The 16,613-nt window shown below is 67.0% G+C and carries 22 protein-coding genes; 14 read left to right on the forward strand and 8 right to left on the reverse strand.

Features of this window, described 5'->3' with window-relative positions; translation table 11 throughout:
- Positions 1-192: 192 nt before the first annotated feature.
- The 5 genes from IL252_RS12795 to IL252_RS12815 are packed head-to-tail and all read left to right on the forward strand — an operon-like array spanning position 193 to position 3,354.
- The gene (locus IL252_RS12795) at positions 193-543 is read left to right on the forward strand and encodes a DNA-binding protein (RefSeq protein ID WP_153552430.1); all 351 of its coding nucleotides are present in this window, start codon (positions 193-195) and stop codon (positions 541-543) included.
- Positions 544-1,134, forward strand: a complete 591-nt coding sequence (locus IL252_RS12800) for an alpha hydrolase (protein ID WP_208628299.1) — start codon at positions 544-546, stop codon at positions 1,132-1,134.
- Positions 1,135-1,179: 45 nt separating this feature from the next.
- Entirely contained in the window at positions 1,180-2,490 is a 1,311-nt protein-coding gene (hisS, locus tag IL252_RS12805) for a histidine--tRNA ligase (RefSeq protein WP_208628300.1), read from the forward strand.
- Positions 2,491-2,529: 39 nt separating this feature from the next.
- A complete protein-coding gene (locus tag IL252_RS12810) occupies positions 2,530-2,931 on the forward strand; it encodes an SHOCT domain-containing protein (RefSeq protein ID WP_208628301.1) in 402 nt (133 codons plus the stop codon).
- Between the two features lie 57 nt (positions 2,932-2,988).
- Positions 2,989-3,354 carry an SHOCT domain-containing protein gene (locus IL252_RS12815; protein WP_170093447.1) on the forward strand — a complete coding sequence of 122 codons (366 nt, stop codon included), beginning with the start codon at positions 2,989-2,991 and terminating at the stop codon, positions 3,352-3,354.
- A gap of 9 nt (positions 3,355-3,363) precedes the next feature.
- Here IL252_RS12815 and IL252_RS12820 read toward each other — a convergent pair whose 3' ends face one another.
- The gene (locus tag IL252_RS12820; protein ID WP_170093448.1) at positions 3,364-3,873 is read right to left on the reverse strand and encodes a GNAT family N-acetyltransferase; all 510 of its coding nucleotides are present in this window, start codon (positions 3,871-3,873) and stop codon (positions 3,364-3,366) included.
- Positions 3,874-3,968: 95 nt separating this feature from the next.
- Between IL252_RS12820 and truA the strand changes: the two genes are divergently transcribed.
- The 3 genes from truA (at position 3,969) to IL252_RS12835 (ending at position 7,946) form a co-directional block, all read left to right on the forward strand.
- Positions 3,969-4,760: a tRNA pseudouridine(38-40) synthase TruA gene (gene truA / locus IL252_RS12825; RefSeq protein ID WP_208628302.1), complete on the forward strand. Its 792-nt coding sequence runs from the start codon at positions 3,969-3,971 to the stop codon at positions 4,758-4,760.
- 76 nt (positions 4,761-4,836) lie between these two features.
- The gene (gene pepF / locus IL252_RS12830) at positions 4,837-6,627 is read left to right on the forward strand and encodes an oligoendopeptidase F (protein WP_208628303.1); all 1,791 of its coding nucleotides are present in this window, start codon (positions 4,837-4,839) and stop codon (positions 6,625-6,627) included.
- Positions 6,628-6,725: 98 nt separating this feature from the next.
- The gene (locus IL252_RS12835; protein WP_208628304.1) at positions 6,726-7,946 is read left to right on the forward strand and encodes a proteasome-activating nucleotidase; all 1,221 of its coding nucleotides are present in this window, start codon (positions 6,726-6,728) and stop codon (positions 7,944-7,946) included.
- Positions 7,947-8,031: 85 nt separating this feature from the next.
- On the opposite strand, the gene IL252_RS12840 is transcribed toward IL252_RS12835, so the two are convergent.
- Complete coding sequence (locus IL252_RS12840; protein ID WP_153552439.1) at positions 8,032-8,469, reverse strand: universal stress protein; 438 nt, start codon at positions 8,467-8,469, stop codon at positions 8,032-8,034.
- A 143-nt stretch (positions 8,470-8,612) separates the two neighbouring features.
- Here IL252_RS12840 and IL252_RS12845 point away from each other — a divergent pair, with 143 nt between their 5' ends.
- Both IL252_RS12845 and IL252_RS12850 read left to right on the forward strand, forming a co-directional pair.
- Entirely contained in the window at positions 8,613-9,083 is a 471-nt protein-coding gene (locus tag IL252_RS12845) for a pyruvoyl-dependent arginine decarboxylase (RefSeq protein WP_208628305.1), read from the forward strand.
- A gap of 49 nt (positions 9,084-9,132) precedes the next feature.
- Positions 9,133-9,483 carry a DUF5811 family protein gene (locus IL252_RS12850; RefSeq protein ID WP_015762277.1) on the forward strand — a complete coding sequence of 117 codons (351 nt, stop codon included), beginning with the start codon at positions 9,133-9,135 and terminating at the stop codon, positions 9,481-9,483.
- 8 nt (positions 9,484-9,491) lie between these two features.
- Here the strand turns inward: IL252_RS12850 and IL252_RS12855 are convergent, their stop codons facing one another.
- The 3 genes from IL252_RS12855 to IL252_RS12865 form a co-directional block, all read right to left on the reverse strand.
- Positions 9,492-9,677 (reverse strand): hypothetical protein, encoded by a 186-nt coding sequence (locus tag IL252_RS12855; RefSeq protein WP_015762278.1) that lies wholly within the window; start codon positions 9,675-9,677, stop codon positions 9,492-9,494.
- Between the two features lie 73 nt (positions 9,678-9,750).
- Complete coding sequence (infB, locus tag IL252_RS12860) at positions 9,751-11,565, reverse strand: translation initiation factor IF-2 (protein WP_208628306.1); 1,815 nt, start codon at positions 11,563-11,565, stop codon at positions 9,751-9,753.
- A 91-nt stretch (positions 11,566-11,656) separates the two neighbouring features.
- The gene (locus IL252_RS12865; protein ID WP_208628307.1) at positions 11,657-12,166 is read right to left on the reverse strand and encodes a plastocyanin/azurin family copper-binding protein; all 510 of its coding nucleotides are present in this window, start codon (positions 12,164-12,166) and stop codon (positions 11,657-11,659) included.
- A gap of 91 nt (positions 12,167-12,257) precedes the next feature.
- On the opposite strand from IL252_RS12865, the gene IL252_RS12870 reads away from it, so the two are divergent.
- Together IL252_RS12870 and IL252_RS12875 are read left to right on the forward strand one after the other, a co-directional pair.
- Positions 12,258-12,497, forward strand: coding sequence for a PRC-barrel domain-containing protein (locus tag IL252_RS12870; protein ID WP_153552452.1), 240 nt, complete (start codon positions 12,258-12,260; stop codon positions 12,495-12,497).
- Entirely contained in the window at positions 12,498-12,956 is a 459-nt protein-coding gene (locus IL252_RS12875; RefSeq protein ID WP_208628308.1) for an NOB1 family endonuclease, read from the forward strand. It begins immediately after the preceding gene.
- Here the strand turns inward: IL252_RS12875 and IL252_RS12880 are convergent.
- From IL252_RS12880 to IL252_RS12890, 3 genes are read right to left on the reverse strand one after another with little or no spacing between them, the layout of a single operon-like run.
- Positions 12,953-13,099, reverse strand: coding sequence for a CopG family transcriptional regulator (locus IL252_RS12880; RefSeq protein WP_208628309.1), 147 nt, complete (start codon positions 13,097-13,099; stop codon positions 12,953-12,955). The genes IL252_RS12875 and IL252_RS12880 overlap by 4 nt on opposite strands.
- A 59-nt stretch (positions 13,100-13,158) precedes the next feature.
- Positions 13,159-13,914, reverse strand: coding sequence for a CPBP family glutamic-type intramembrane protease (locus IL252_RS12885; protein WP_208628310.1), 756 nt, complete (start codon positions 13,912-13,914; stop codon positions 13,159-13,161).
- A gap of 34 nt (positions 13,915-13,948) precedes the next feature.
- Complete coding sequence (locus IL252_RS12890; RefSeq protein ID WP_208628311.1) at positions 13,949-15,262, reverse strand: glucose-6-phosphate isomerase; 1,314 nt, start codon at positions 15,260-15,262, stop codon at positions 13,949-13,951.
- Between the two features lie 115 nt (positions 15,263-15,377).
- Between IL252_RS12890 and IL252_RS12895 the strand changes: the two genes are divergently transcribed.
- Both IL252_RS12895 and IL252_RS12900 read left to right on the forward strand, forming a co-directional pair.
- Positions 15,378-15,989, forward strand: a complete 612-nt coding sequence (locus IL252_RS12895) for a hypothetical protein (protein WP_208628312.1) — start codon at positions 15,378-15,380, stop codon at positions 15,987-15,989.
- Between the two features lie 48 nt (positions 15,990-16,037).
- Entirely contained in the window at positions 16,038-16,493 is a 456-nt protein-coding gene (locus IL252_RS12900) for a DUF5812 family protein (protein WP_170093459.1), read from the forward strand.
- Positions 16,494-16,613 lie beyond the last annotated feature (120 nt).

The following is a 16,613-nucleotide window of genomic DNA, read 5'->3' on the forward strand; positions in this document are numbered from 1 at the left end:
CGAACGTCGATGAAAAAGGCCGGAATCGCCAGCGGCGATTCCGGTGTCGTGCGTGTGCTTGCGAACGCACTGCTCGTCGGAGCTTGCTCTGACGGTGGATAACTAAGGGTGAGGCAGTCGCGCCAGCGACCTGCCGAGGGCTTAGGTGGAAAGAAATTTTGGCGCGAAGCCAGTAGTGGTGGTAGAGACAGCATGAGCGGTGAACCAGACGAGGAACGACTCGAAGAACTGCGCGAAAAGAAGATGGAACAGCTGAAAGAACAGCAGGGCGGTGAGGCCGACGCCGAGGCCCGCGAGGAGGCCAAACAGCAGCGAGAGGCCCAGAAGAAGGCGGTCCTGCGACAGAACCTCACCGACGAGGCTCGCAAACGGCTCAACACGCTGAAGATGTCCAAGCCACAGCGCGGCGAGCAGATCGAGCAACAGGTTGTCTCGCTGGCCCAGAGCGGCCGCATTCAGGGCAAAATCGACGACGAGAAGATGAAGCAACTGCTCAAAGAGCTGACCCCCGACTCCAAGAGCTTCGACATCGAGCGCAGGTAGATGCGCTGTGGGGTCCTGTACAGCGGCGGGAAGGACTCGACGCTCGCAGCACTCGTTCTGGAACCGTTCTACGAGCCCACGCTCGTCACGGCGACGTTCGGGATCGCCGACGTGGTCGCCCCCGGCCGGCGTGCGGCCGCTGGCGTCGACCTCCCCTTCGAGACGATCGAACTCGACCCGGCCGTCGCGGCGCGGGCGGTCGAGCGGATGGTCGAGGACGGCTACCCTCGAAATGGGATCCAGCAGGTCCACGAACACGCCGTCGAGACGATCGCAGACGGCGACTTTTCGGCCGTCGCAGACGGGACGCGCCGGGACGACCGCGTGCCGACGGTCGACCGCTCGCTGGCCCAGAGCGTCGAGGACCGCTTTGGCGTGGACTACCTCGCGCCGCTTGCCGGGTTCGGCCGCGCGGCGATCGACGACCTCGCCGACCGGCGACTGCGGGTCGAGACCGGACCGAGCGAGACGATCGCCAAGGCCGACTACGAGACCGAATTGCGGGCGCTACTTCGCGACGAGTACGGGCCGGAGACGGTCGCCGACGTGTTCCCCGAGCACACGCAGTCTCGCGTCGTCGGCCGGCGGTAGCCGGGGAAGGACAGTTTCAAGCGGGCGCTGGCTGTAGCCGGTGACATGTACGACTCGCTGAAGGGGTTTCGAGACGTCTACCCCGCCGAGATGGCCGCCTACCGCCAGGTCATCGACGAGATCGAGACGACGGCCCGCCAGTACGGCTTCCGTGAGATCACGACGCCGGCCCTGGAGGCCACCGAGATGTACGTCGACAAGAGCGGCGAGGAGATCGTCGAGGAACTGTACCACTTCGAGGACAAGGGCGGGCGCGACGTTGCGCTGACGCCGGAGTTGACGCCGACGGTGGCCCGGATGGTCGTCGCCAAGCAACAGGAGCTGTCCAAGCCGATCAAGTGGGTGTCGACGCGACCGTTCTGGCGCTACGAGCAGGTCCAGCAGGGTCGATTCCGCGAGTTCCACCAGACGAACATCGACATCTTCGGGTCGAGCGAGCCGACGGCCGACGCCGAGATCCTGGCGGTCGCGGCCGACATGCTGACTCGACTGGGCCTCAGCAGCGACGACTTCGACTTCCGGGTCTCGCACCGCGACATCCTCACGGGACTGCTCGAATCGTTCGAGGCCGACGTGGACACCCAGGACGCGATTCGCGTCGTCGACAAGCGGGCGAAGATCGACCGCGACGAGTACGTCCAGGGGCTCACCGACGCGGGGCTCTCCCCCGCCCAGGCCGAGCAGTTCGACGAGTGGCTCCAGGCCGGCGACGACGATCTGGCTGCGCTCGCGGAGATGAGCGGCTCCGAGCAGGTCGCAGACGCCGTCGAGAACCTCGAAGCCGTCCTCGCGGCCGCGGAGGACTTCGGCGTCCGAGAGTACTGTACGATCTCGCTGACCACCGCCCGCGGGTTCGACTACTACACCGGCGTCGTCTTCGAGTGTTTCGACTCGACGGGCGAGGTCTCTCGGGCGGTCTTCGGCGGCGGTCGGTACGACGACCTGATCGAGGGCTTCGGCGGCGAGCCGACGCCAGCGGTGGGCTTCGCGCCGGGCGTGCTGAACTCGACGCTCCCGCTCTTGCTCCAGCGGGCGGGCGTCTGGCCCGAGGAGGCGGTGTCGACGGACTACTACGTCCTGCAGGTCGGTGACACTCGCCCCGTCGCGGCCCGTATCGCGCGGGAACTCCGGGCGGCCGGTCACGTCGTCGAGGCCGACGTGTCGGACCGCAGCTTCGGGGCCCAGATGGGCTATGCGGACTCGATCAACGCCGAGACGGTCGTCATCGTCGGCGAGAACGACCTCGAAAACGACGAGGTGACGGTCAAGGACATGGCCAGCGGCGAGCAGACGACCGCGCCGGTCGACGGGTTCCCCGGCGACCACGAGCGCCCGACCTACGACGACTTCGCGTAATCGCGGATACTTTTGTGTGCGGTGTTCGTACGCCGATCCATGAGCGCCCTGTTCCCCATGGAGAAGTGGCGATTCGCCGGTGTCGTCGCCATCCTGACGTTTGGCCTGACCTCGCTGGTCGCCGTCCTCGGAGCCCCCGGATCGATGATCGCCGCGCTGTCTATTCTCGGGTTCGTCCTCCTGCTCCCGCTGATCGCTCTCCTCGGATCGGATTTCCCGCTGGTCGCGGCCGAGGATGCTGAAGACGGACGCGAGGTCGAGGCTTCGCTCGACGACACTGATCCCGTCGAAGTCCTCCGCGAGCGGTACGCACGCGGGGAACTCTCCGAGGAGGAGTTCGAGTCACGCCTCGACAGACTGCTGGCGACCGAAGACGTCACGACCGAGCGGTCGGTCGAAGGTGTCACCGACCGCGAACGGCTGCTCGAAGAGGAGTCCTGAGTCCGGGCTATGTTCGATCCCTTTCCGATGCGGCTCACTCGTCTGCTCCCGTATCTGATGCTCTCGACGTTCGTCGTCGGCATTATCGGTGCCGTGATCACGGGAATACCGCAAGTGATGGGAGCGATATTTGTCCTGGGCTTCTTGATTGTGTCCCCAGTTGTCGCCGTGCTCGGTGATTCGCTCTCGTTCGTCGCCGACCGGCGCGAGGAGAGCCTTTGGCGGTCGATGGGCGAGGAGTTCTCGAAGGGAAAGAACCTCGTCGACGACGCCGATCTCGATCCCTACGCGAGACTCCGGGAACAGTACGTCAGCGGCGAAATCTCGGAGGGAGAGTTCGAGGAGCGCCTGGAGGAACTGCTGGAAGCGGAGTCCGACAGCCGGTGGGCAGACGAGCGCACGCGCGTACCCGAAGTCGAGTGACCTCGCGACTTACAGGTCCAGTTCCATCTCGTGTTCGTTGCGCTCCCGACGTGTCGTCTCGAACCCGACCGACCGGTAGAGGTTCATCGCGACGTGGTTGTCCCGCTGGACGGAGAGCCAGACGTGGTCCAGTCCCGCGCGCTGGCCCGCGCCCAGCAGCGCCCTGATCAGGCGGGAACCGATCCCGGCGTAGTGGTAGTCCGGGTGGACGAAGATCACGAGTTCCGCGGTCTCGTCGTAGGGAAAGAGCGCGGCGTGACCGACCGCGTCCTCGCCGTGCCAGGCGACGAGGTTGATGCCGTCGTCGAGCATGGTGTCGACCCACTCCGCCACGTCGCGTCGCTCGCGCGGCGGGATCCCCTGCGCGCGGTCGGCGTCGGTGTAGGCCGCGTACATCTCGACGACGGCCTCGCTGTCGGCGTCGTCGGCGACGCCGATCTCGATCGCGCGATCGCGACCGTCTGTGAACGAACGGGGCGGACGTGAGAACCGGTGGGCGGCCGTCGCCTCGTCTGTCATTGTCCGGTATTGTGGTGCCGACTACCTAAATCCGCGTCGGCTTGTCGTCGCGTGGGAACGGCGGTGGATAAGTAGCCACGGCGTCCAGACGGCGTATGCGCGCCTATCGTATCGCCTACGACGGCCAGCCCTACCACGGGTTCCAGCGCCAGCCCGATGTCGAGACGGTCGAGGGGGAGCTACTGGCCGCACTCGACCGACTCGGGGTCACTGACGGGGGCGTTCCGGCGGGCTACGCCGCGGCCGGACGGACGGACGCTGGCGTCTCAGCGCTGGCCCAGACGGTCGCCTTCGAGGCCCCGGAGTGGCTCTCCCCCGCGGCGTTCAACAGCGAACTCCCGGCCGCGGTTCGTGCGTGGGCGAGCGCCGACGTGCCCGAGGACTTTCACGCGACCCACGACGCCCGAGAGCGCGAGTACGTCTATCACCTGTACGCGCCCGAGCGCCACGACGACCGGGCTCGGCGGGCCGCGGACGCCCTCGCCGGTGAGCACGACTTCCACAATCTCACGCCGGACGACCGTGGGACGGTTAGGGCACTGTCGATCGATCTCACCCGGGAGGCGGCGTTTCTCGTCTGTCGGCTCCGTGCCGGTGGGTTCTGCCGCCAGCTCGTCCGCCGGGTCGTCGGTCTCGTCGACGAGATCCGCCGGGGCGAGGCTCCGGTGTCGAAGGTCGATCGCGTGCTCGACTCGGAGCCGATCGACGGGGCTGCGGGTGTCGGACCCGCGCCGCCGACGCCGCTGGTCCTCACCGGAGTCGAGTACGATATCTCGTTTTCCGTCGACGACGCTGCCCGCGAGAGTGCTCGGTCGGTCTTTGCCGACCGCGTCGCCGAACGCCGCGCCGGTGCCCGCGTCGCCGAGGAGATCTGCGACGGCGTGTGACGGATTGCTGTCGCCCGTGACGCTCGCACGATCTCGCCCGGCAAGACTTACGGCATCGAGACGCTAATCCGGTCACATGAGTTCGGTGCCCGACAGATCGGAGATCGAGACGCAGTACAAGTGGGACCTCGAGTCGCTGTACGCGACCGACGAGGACTGGGAGACCGCCTACGAGCGGGCCGAAGCACTCGTCGCGGATCTCGCGGCCTACGAGGGGCGCGCGACCGACGACGCCGAGACGCTCTGCGCGACCCTAGAGACCTACGAGGACCTGATGCGCACCGTCGCCAACGTCTCCTCGTACGCGCGGATGCGAAAAGACGAGGACACCACCCGGGACCAGTACCAGGCGTTGACCGCGCGGGCACAGTCGCTGTCCTCGGACGCCTCCAGCGCGGCGAGTTTCCTCGAACCGGCCCTCCAGGATCTGGAGTGGGACGACATCGAAGCGATGATCGACGCGGAACCGGCCCTCGCGGAGTACGAACACTACTTCGACGACGTGCTCCGGATGAAAGACCACACCCGCTCCCCGGAGGTCGAGAACCTGCTGGCGGAGCTGAGCGAGGTCACGGGCGCGTCGGGCGAAGTGTACAACATGCTGGCCAACGCGGACATGACGTTCCCGTCCGTCGAGGACAGCGAGGGCGACGACCAGCCGGTGACGCTGAACAACTTCACGACCCTCCAGAAGCGACCGGACCGCGACTTCCGCCAGCGGGTGTACGAGAGCTTCTACGACGAGTGGGAGACCGTGCGCAACGCCGTCGGATCGGCCTACAAGAACAGCGTCAAGACCGACGTGAAGATGGCCAAGGCCCGCAACTACGACACCGCTCGCGAGGCCGCACTGGACGGCCCGAACGTCCCCGTCTCGGTCTACGACACGCTGGTCGACACCGTTCGAGACAACCTCGACGCGCTCCACCGCCACGCCGACCTCAAGCGCGAGGCGATCGGTGCGGACGAACTGGAGATGTGGGACCTCTACGTCCCGCTCGTCCAGGAGGAGTCTCCGGAGATCGAGTACGAACAGGCCTGTGAGTACGTCGTCGACGCCGTCGCGCCGCTGGGCGACGACTACCAGTCTCGCGTCTCGGAGGGGCTGGACTCGCGGTGGGTCGACGTCTACGAGACCGCCAACAAGCAGTCGGGCGCGTACTCCGGCGGGACCTACGACTCCCAGCCGTTCATCCTGATGAACTACCAGGACGACGTGGAGTCGATGTACACGCTGGCCCACGAACTGGGCCACTCGCTGCATTCGGAGTACACCAGCGAGTCCCAGCCCTACGTCTACTCGGGCTACGAGATCTTCGTCGCCGAGGTGGCCTCGACGGTCAACGAGACGCTGCTGACCCACCACCTGCTGGACGTGGTCGACGACGAGCGACTCCGCCGACACGTCCTCAACGAGTACCTCGAACGGTTCCGATCGACGCTGTTCCGCCAGACGATGTTCGCGGAGTTCGAGCACCGCGCCCACGAGATGAGCGAGGCCGGCGAACCGCTGACGCCCGACCGCCTGGACGAGCTCTATCACGACCTCAAGAGCGACTACTACGCACCCGCCAACGTCGACGACCGGATCGCTCGCGAGTGGATGCGCATCCCGCACTTCTACCGCTCGTTCTACGTCTACCAGTACGCGACGGGCATCTCGGCGGCCGTCGCCCTCGTCGACGGGATCCTCTCGGAGGGCGAACCCGCTGCCCAGCGCTACATCGACTTCCTCCGGAAGGGCTCCCGGGAGTACCCGCTGGAACTGCTCCAGGGTGCCGGCGTCGACATGTCGACCTCGGCTCCGGTCGAGGCAGCCATCGACACCTACGGCGAGTACCTCGACGAGTTCGACCAGCTGAGCTGACGCACGGCAGGCTGCCGTCCGGCGACGCGTGTCGGCTCGGCTATGCGTACCTGACCCAAAGGCCCTTAATAGTTCAGTTCCCTACGTTCGATAACCAGATGTCGCGCAGTCCCTCGCTTCCCGATCGGCCCCGGCTGGATCTCGATCCCGACATGACCCCCGAGGAGCGCCTCGAAGCGCTGCGGGATCACTTCGAACAGATCGTGGAAGTCAACGACGAACTGGAATCGCAACTCGACGCGGCCAAAGACCGTCGGCGCTCGCTGACGGAGGACGTCGACCGCATCGAACGGGAAAACGAGATGCTGAAGACCTCGTCGCTGTACATCGCGACGGCAGAGGAGGTCACCGACGACGGCGTGATCGTCAAACAACACGGCAACAACCAGGAGGTGCTGACCGAGGTCTCGCCGTCGATGCGGGAACGGCTCGAAGCCGGCGATCGGGTCGCGATCAACGACTCGTTCAGCGTCAAGGAGATCCTCGAAGGCGAGAAAGACGCTCGCGCACAGGCGATGGAGGTCGACGGCTCCCCCGACGTGACCTACGGCGACATCGGCGGGCTCGAAGCGCAGATCCGCGAAGTTCGGGAGGCCGTCGAGGAGCCGCTGGTCAACGCCGAGCAGTTCCGCGAGGTCGGCATCGAACCGCCGTCGGGCGTCCTCCTGCACGGTCCGCCCGGCACGGGGAAGACGATGCTGGCCAAAGCCGTCGCCAACGAGACCGACGCCACGTTCATCAAGATGGCCGGCTCCGAGCTGGTCCGGAAGTTCATCGGCGAGGGCGCGCGACTCGTCCGTGACCTGTTCGAGCTGGCGGCCGACCGCGAACCCGCCGTCATCTTCATCGACGAGATCGACGCCATCGCGGCCAAGCGGACCGAATCGAAGACTTCCGGCGACGCCGAGGTCCAGCGGACGATGATGCAGCTGCTCAGCGAGATGGACGGCTTCGACGAACGCGGCGAGATCCGCATCATCGCCGCCACCAACCGCTTCGACATGCTCGACCGCGCGATCCTCCGGCCCGGCCGCTTCGACCGCCTCATCGAGGTCCCCAACCCGGACTTCGACGGGCGGACGCGCATTCTGGAGATCCACACCGAGGAGATGGAGCTGGCCGATACGGTCGAGCTGTCGTCGATCGCCGGCAAGACCGACGGCCTCTCGGGTGCCGAGCTGGCGTCGCTGGCCACCGAGGCCGGCATGTTCGCGATCCGCGACCAGCGCACGACCGTCACCGAGGCGGACTTCGACGACGCTCTCGAGAAGATCGAGGACGGCACCGAGGGCGGCAGCGTTCCCGTCGCCTTCGCCTGACGCTGCTGTCGCCGTCGGACGATCTCACGGGGTGGCGACGCACTTTCGACCGAACAGCCGACAGTCCGACTCCGTCTTCAGCGCCCTACTCGGAGGCGTCGGAGACGTCGACGGTCAGCACCGGTGCGGGAGACTGCGTGACGACCTTCTGGGACGTACTGCCGAGCATGTTCTGCTCGTATTCGCCCGCCTGTGACCCCATCGTCACCAGATCGATCCCGGCCTCTTCGACGTACGAGACGATGTGGTCGGCCGGCCGTCCGCGGCGGATCGTCTTCGTCACCGAGAGGCCCTCCTGTTCGAGGGCCGCCGCCACGTCCGAGGTGGCGGCTCGCCCCTCGGCTTTCAGCTCTTCTAGCACTTCGTCTTGCATGTCGTCGTCCATCGACAGGAACGCCCGGTCGTCGACGACGTAGAGCGCGTGGACGGTGACGTTTCGTCCGTCGGCGATATCGATCGTGTGCTCGAGGACCTGCTCGATAGAGTCGCTGCCGTCTGTCGGAACGAGAATGTCGCTGTACATCGTCTGTCTCTATCCGGTTGTGACAGACATCGTTTTTGATTCCGTCGGGCGGACGGTCACACTCGCGCTGGCGTGTCGCTGGGGTCACACCGTCGGCTCCGTGAAGCGAAACCCCTTACAGCGAGCGTCGTCCAACGGCGAGTATGAGCGTTATCCGGATCGTCTGGGGGACTGCCGGCGGCCCCACAGAGCTGTCGTCGTTCGACGCCGCGCTGGCCGACGCGGGCATCCACAACTACAACCTCGTGACGCTGTCGTCGGTCATCCCGGCCGATCCGGAGATCGAAGTCGTCGGCACCGCCCCGGACCTGGGGCCGGTCGGCGCGGAACTCCACACCGTCGAGTCGTCTGCGACGGCCGCGCCCGGCGAACGCGTGGCGGCTGGGATCGGCTGGTCGCGAAGCGAGTCCGGCCGCGGCATCTTCTACGAGGTCTCCGGCGGGGACCCCGACGACGTGCGGGCAGAGATCGAGGCGGGACTGGCGGCCGGCCGCCAGCTCCGAGACTGGACGTTCGTCGACACGGAGACGGTCGTGCGGTCGGTCGAGGCCGACGAGGAGTACGCAAGCGCCGTCGTCTGTGCCGCCTACGGCAGAAGCCGGCCAGCGCTGTAACCATCGCCGCCCTTTTAAACTCTGTTCGCATAGATGCACCGGAAACCGAATGTACGGGAACACACAGTTTGGGGCAGACGTAGAGGAGGTGGACCTGACGCCGGAGCAGCGTCAGTCGCTCCGTCGCGATCTGACCCACGTGGCGGCCGGACTCCGTGAGGTCCTCCCCGGCGAGTTCGTGGTCGGCTCCGAGATCACGAGCGGTTCGAGCGGACCGCGTGCGACGATCGCCGTCCAGCCACCGCTTGGCTCGGTCGTCAGCGCAGGCTACTCGCCGACCGAGGACAAAGTCGAGATCACCGACGACGAGCGCGACGACCTCGTCCACGGACTGGCCGCGTCGGCGGCGCTGCAGGTCAAGCAGGCAATGACCGACGACGCCGCGCCGACGGCACAGTAGACGCTCTGCTACTCGCTTGCCGGCGGATCGTAAAACAGCGCGTAGCCCAGCGTCCCGCCGGCCGGCACACTCCCGGCACCCATCGCGACGCCGAACTGTACCGAGAAGACGACGCCGACCAGCGACGCCACCAGCAGGGGCAGCGCCATCGCGACCAGCACCAGGTCCGCGGTCGCCAGTTCGCCCGAGAGCATCCTACCCGTACCGGCGGCCGCCGTCTAATTAAATATTATTACTCGGCGGCCGGCGTCACGGTGCCGTCGTCCGCTACTTCCCCCAGAAGGGGTCGCGGTTGCGCTGCTTTTCGAGGTACTGATTGAGCGCCTCGCGTTCGTCGCCCGTGATGTCCTCTTTGAGTTCCTGTTCGAGGATCTTGGCGTGTTTCTCGGGCAGTTCGGTCCACAGCTCGTCGCCCTCCTCGATCTGACGGCCGACGGTCGGTCCGTCGATGGAGACGGCGACGCGGTCGCCACGGTTCGCCTCGTCGACGTCCTCGCCCTCGTCCTGGATGGACTTGAGGTGGCCGACGCGTTCGGGCTCGTCGCCGTCGAACAGCGCGACGTTGCTGTTTCGCTTGATCCGTCCGGCGAGGATCTCGACGCCGACGACGGCGGGGTCAGACTGGCGGAAGGTGTGATCCTGGAGGATCTGGAAGCGGGCGGGGCGGGTGATGTTGTCGAGGATCTGGTCTTGCTGGGCGGTCTCGATGGCCTCGACGTGGTCCTCGTAGCTCTCGATCAGCTGATAGATCACGTCGTCGGCGAAGATTTCCACGTCCTCCTGGTCGGCCAGCCGTTCGGCGTCGTCGAGCGTGTCGACCCCGAAGGCCAGGACGGCCCGGTTGATCGGCTCGCCCGCGGTCTCGGCGACCCGAACGTCCCGCGGAGCCACGTCGCCGACCTCGGCGCGCATCACGGGAATCTCGTGTTCTTCGAGCGTCCCGGAGAGCGCTTCCAGCGAGCCGAGCGTGTCGGCTTTGATGACGACGCCCTCCTCGGCCGTCGAGACCTCGAAGCCGGCCAGTTCCTCCTCGACTTCGAGGATGACCTCGTCGACATCGCGGTCGCGGACGACCCGGACCGGTGCTCCGGCCATCGCGTCGTCGAGATCCGGCGCGGCGATTTTCACCCCGTCTGCCGCGGCGACCGACTCGACGCGCTCGAACTGCTTCTCGGTACGGATCTCCGCCAGCGGTTGGGGCTTCAGCAACGCTCGGACCTCCGTGACGATCGGGCCGTCGAGGCCGCCGACGACGATCTCGTCGTCCTCGCTGATGGTCCCGTCGTAGACGACGGCGTCGACGGTCGTTCCGAACCCGCGGGCGTCGGTCACTTCGAGGACGGTGCCGACGCCGGGCCCGCCAACGTCGATGGACATCTCCTCTTTGAGGTATCGCTGGGACAGCCCCATCATCACCGTCAGCAGGTCGGGCACGCCCTCGCCGGTCTCGGCCGAGACGGGGACGACGCCGATGTTGTTCTGGAAGTCCTGGACGCGCCAGTACATGTCGGCCGAGAAGCCGTTGTCCGAGAGCTGGCCGATGATCTCGTACAGTTTCTCGTCGAGGTCGCCCTGGACGCGGTCGGACTGCTTTTCCTTGCTCACCCGGACCGGTTCGCCCTCGTTGGGGTTCCAGCCGGGGACGGTGTCGATCTTGTTTGCGGCGACGATAAAGGGCGTCTGGGTCCGCTTGAGGATGTCGATGGCCTCCATCGTCTGGGGCTGGAAGCCGTCGTTGACGTCGACGACGAGGATCGCGATGTCGGCCAGCGCGCCGCCGCGCGATCGCAGCGTCGAGAACGAGTGGTGGCCCGGCGTGTCGATAAACAGCAAGCCGGGGAGGTCGAAGTCGGTCGGGTCGACGAGGTCGCCGGCCATCGACGAGATCACGTCCAGCGGCACGGCCGTCGAGCCGATGTGCTGGGTGATCGCGCCGGACTCGCCCGCGGTCACCGCCGAGCCACGGATCTTGTCCAGGAGGCTCGTCTTGCCGTGGTCGACGTGGCCGAGCACCGCCACGATCGGGGTTCGAAGGCCACCAGCGTCGGCGTCGTCGTCAGCGTGAGAATCGGGTTCGGACATGAGAGATCACCGTCCAGAAGTTATTCGTTCGGAGTCGGTCGCACCTGATAAGTGCATCGTAATCTCGGCGTCTGTAGCGTCGCTGGCACGATCAGACGACTTCGAAGGACGCGGTCATCCCGGACCCTCGGTGGGGCACACAGTAGTACTCGTAGGTGCCCGTCGTTTCGAAGGTGTAGACGTGCGTGTAGCCACTGGCGTAGGTGTCGGTCCCCGGCGTCCCGGACCAGTCGCTCTCCTCGGGTGTCGTGTCGGGGGCGACGTTGTGACCGCCCGCTTGCCACACCCAGCGGACGGTCTCGCCGGCACTGATCTCGAACGACTCCGGCGAGAACCGGAGCCGTCCCTCCGGTGCCACCGTGACCGTCTGGGCGACCGTCGGTGTCGCGGTGGGCGTGTCGGTGGGTGTCGGCGTCGGCGTGTCGGTCGCGGTCGGGGTGTCGGTTGGCGTGTCGGTCGCGGTCGGTGTCGGGGTGTCAGTCGCGGTGAGCGTCGTCTCGGTCGCCGACGGCGTGTCGGTCGTCCCGCCGTCGCCGGCACAGCCGGTGAGGCCGACGACGGGCGCGGTCACGAGCGCGGCGAGGTAGTCGCGGCGGTCCATACCACACCCTCGGACGGCAGACACTAATACCGTATGCCAGCACGTCTGACGGCCCGTGGCGTTTATGGTACAGGAATCGGAAGGGGCCAGTATGGCAGAAATACTCGCCGAGAACCTCTCGGGGAAAGACGTCATGGGGACGGACGGAACCGAGATCGGTAGTCTGTACAACATCACGATGGATCTGGACACGGGGGCACTGAAGCACCTCCTCATCGACGCCGACGGCGCGCTCGGCCAGACGGAGTTCGAGCGCGACGAGACCGGGCGTTTGCTCGTCCCGGTCGAGCGAGTCCAGGCAGTCAAAGACCACATGATCGTCAAGCGTTAGATGTACATTCTGGACTCCTCGGCGTTTATCAACGAGTATCACACCGACGAGCCGATCGCTTCGATTCCGCTCGTCCGCGAGGAACTCGAAGACGAGAGCGCCTACCGCTTCGACGCGCTGGAAGGGTCGGGAATGCACATGCACATCCCCGAACCGGAGACCGTCGAACGGGTCGAGCGGGCCGCCGACGAGACCGGCGACCTCGCGGAACTCTCCCAGACCGACGTTCGCCTGATCGCTGCCACGTTCGAACTCGACGGGCGGCTGGTCACCGACGACTACGCGATGCAGAACGTCTCGGAGAAGCTCTCGGTTGCCGTCGAAGTGATCGCACAGGACGGCATCGACGAGCAGCGTGACTGGCGCTTCCAGTGTCAGGGGTGTGGCCGCGAGTTCGACGAGAACCACGACCGCTGTCCGATCTGTGGTAGCGATCTCTCGCGGAAGAATCCCGCCTAAACTGTCGACTCCTCGGCGGCTTCGAGTCCGAGATCGAGCAACTGTTCGAGGACCTCCTCTTCGGTGATCCCGTACCGGTGGGCCAGCCGACTGATCGCCCTGGCCTGGTCGTCGTCGCACACGACCGTGTACCGGGTTGGCATACCACTCGATAAGAGAGATTACTGCATAAAGCCCCGTCAGACGGCCGTCACACCCGCCTCTATCCAAGTAGCGAGAGTCCGTAGACGGCCTGGAGCCACTGGCCGAGGTAGATCGAGACGTTCCAGGCCGCGTGGATCCCGACCGGAACGAGGATACTCTCGGTGTGTTCGTAGACGGCACCCAGGATCAGTCCGAGGACCGTCGCCACGGCGAGGTAGGTCACCGTGCCCGCTCCGGACAGCGCCCCCGAGTGAGAGAGCCCGAACAGCAGGCTCGCGATCACGACCGCCGGCACCGAGCCGTACGCCTGACGGAACTTCCCCTGGACGAGGCCGCGAAAGAGCAGTTCCTCGCCCGGAGCGACCAGCAACACCGTGATCGGGAGCAAGGCCAGAAAGAGCAGCGGGTGCTCGCGGCCCGTGAGGATCGCCTGGTTCTGTGCCGTCTCGACGCCCAGCAGTCCGATGAGCTGCTCTAGGGCCGTCGACGCGGCCAGCAAGACGAGAAAGCCAAGGGCGATCCAGCCCAGGTCTCGGAGCGTCGGGGTGTGAAATCGGACGGGTCCGTCCGTCTCGCGGCTCTGGTGGTACCCGAACACGGTCACCAGAAAGCCCGCCGGCAAGAGCGCGTACTGCACCGAGTAGTAGACGACCGGCGTTGTCGACTCGGTGACGCCGAGCGCGTCGGCGACGCTGACGCCCAGCGACGCGAGGACGAGCCCCACCAGATAGGCGAACGCGATCACGGCCAGCGACGTGACGGCGGCCTCCAGTCGTACCGAGCGATCGGCGGTGTGGTACAGATCCGACCCCATCTACCCGGCCGTTCGGGGCTCGGCCCTAAATACGCTACCGTCCGTCCCCGCCGTCGACGATCAGTTCGTGCTTGTCTTCGATGGCGGCGGTCTTCTCGGTCTCGTCGCCTTCGAGGACGTCTCTGGCGGCCTGCTTGCCCCACTCGACGGCGGGCTGGGTGAACGTCTCGACGCCGGCCAGTTCGCCCACGAGGATACAGGCGGCCTCCATCGCGTAGAGGAGTTCGCCCAGCCCTCGCGGATCGAGGCGGTCGAGTTCGACGCGGACGTTGGGCTGGCCGGCTTCGGCGAGACTGGCCTCGGTCGCGCGCAGTTCCGTGTCCAGCAGTTCTCCGAGGTCGGTCCCTTCGAGGTGGGCGAGCGCGTCGGCCGCCGCGGCCGGCACGTCAAGCGACGGCCGCTCGCGGGGTCGGAGCAGCGTCACGAGCTTGTCCCGGCGGCCCGCCCGATACAGCTGCAGCTGAGAGTGTTGATCGGTCGCGCCCAGTGCGCGGGCCGGCGTCTGGCCCCGGCCGTCCTTGCCGAGACTCTCGGCCCACAGCTGGGCGAACCACTCGGCGAACGGCTCCAGTCGCTCGGCGTAGGGGACGACGGCGTTGATCGTCGCGCCGCGCTCTTCGAGGCCGTACGCGACCGCGCCGTAGGCGTAGGCGGGACAGTCGAACAGCGACGAGTCGAGCGTCTCGGCGGCGGCCGCCGCCCCGTCGAGCAGCCCCTCGATGTCACAGCCCAGGATCGCAGCCGGCACCAGCCCGACCGACGACAGCGCCGCGAAGCGGCCCGGCACGCCGTCGGGCACCGCCAGCGTCGGCAGGTCGTGTTCGTCGGCAAGCGCCGCCAGCGGCCCCTCGTCGCCGGTCGTGACGACCGTCCGTTCGGTCCAGTCGACCCCGGCCTCGATCATCGCCTCGCGGACGACGAGGAAGTTCGACAGCGTCTCGGCCGTGGTGCCGGACTTCGAGACGACGTTGATCGCCGTCTCGGAAAGCGACAGATCCGAGAGGACGCGGGTGACGTGGTCCGGATCGACGTTGTCGAGCACGACGTGGCTCGTCCCGCCGTCAGCTGCCAGTGCGCTCGTGATCGTCCGCGCACCGAGCGCGCTGCCACCGATACCGACCGTCACGACCGTCTCCGCGTCCGCGACCGGCGCGACGGCGTCGCGGATCGCCTCGGCGTCGGTCGTCGTCGGCAGGTTCAGGGCGGCGTAGCCGAACTCGTCGTCGGCCCGCCCGCGCTCGATTCGGTCGTGAGCCCGTGCGACGCGGTCGTCGAGTGTCGCCAGTTCGTCCCGAGAGAGGCCGGGCTCGGCGACCGCTGCCAGTGCGTTTCCGATGTCGACGTTCATACGCTCGCCTCGCCCGGACCGGTAAAAAGTCCGTTCTCTTCGCCTCGCACTCTCGGTGGACGAGTCGTCCCCTCGAAACACGGCGTTTAACCACGGGCGAGCCGTACGCTCGGCCATGGCCGAAGACGCCGCCGAACCGGGAGCCAGCGGGGCGACCGGCGACGCCGTCGGGACCGGTGTACCGTCCGAGGACGGCGAGGACAGCGCAGCCACCGAGGACGCGGACGACAGCTACGACGGCCTCTTTGGGGCCTTTCCCTACGCCTTCCGGTCCAGTGATTCCGTGCTGTTTCGCACCTACGTCGTCGTCGGCGGACTGGCCGCACTGGCGACTGGGCTGTTGTTTACGCTCGCGCTCGTCGTCCTGATCGCCGAGACGATCGGCGGGGGCGGCGGTCAGTTCAGCTTCGTCCGGGCGTTTTTCGTCTTCGTGGGGATGCTCGTGGTCGCGCCGCTGATCGCGCCGGTGCTGTTCGTCGCCCGCCGGCTCAGACGGGGCCGTGCCGACCGACGGTTCGCGGCCGTCCTGGCGGGGCTGGGCTACGGCTTTCTCGGGTCGCTGTATCTCGGGGCGCTGATCTCCGCCCCGGCGGCACAGCAGACGCTCCCGTCGAACCCACTCCTCTCGTCGGTCGTCGCGGCACTGTACGCCCTGCCGCGACCCGCCGGTATCGCCCCGCCGCTGCTCGTCGGGGTGGCGATGCTGGTGGTCGCGCGCCGCTGGTGACCGGCCGGAACCGTGACGGGCAAAAGCACTCGACCGCTACGGAGAGACATGAAATCGAGCACGTTTCTCGTGACCGCTGCCGACGACGAGACGGCGACGCTGCGCGACGTGGTCGACCAGCAGGTCGTCACGCTCTCGGAGAACCCCGGCCTCGCCGCCGACGAGGTGATCGAGGCCACCGTCGAACCGGAACCACCGCTCGAAGTCGCCTACCAGATCGTCGACATCGAGCGCCAGTGGGAGATCCCGGTCGAGCGGAGTCCGGAATCGCCGACGACCCTCGCCCGCGACATCGCCGCCGAGCAGGCCGACGGCGAGATCACCAAACGCGAACGCGCCGGGGAGGGCGAGGTCCACGTCCTGACGGTTCCAGACGCCGAGGCAGCCGCCGACGACGTGCTCGACGACGAGGCGACCAGGGAACGGGCCGCCCGACTCGGCGTCGATCGGGTCAGCGTACGCGTCGGCGACGGCGTCGTCTCGGTCCGGTACCTGCCGAACTGATCGGAGCCGTCGATCGCTCCGACCGGGACACTGGACCGCCGGGACTGCGCCGCGTCTCGGCTGCGGCGACGCTGTCGTCGTGTCCGTGTGTCGCGAGATAAGAAGGCTTATTCGGGGGGC

Origin of the sequence: Halomicrobium sp. IBSBa, from assembly GCF_017612575.1 — an archaeon.
GTDB lineage: Archaea > Halobacteriota > Halobacteria > Halobacteriales > Haloarculaceae > Halomicrobium.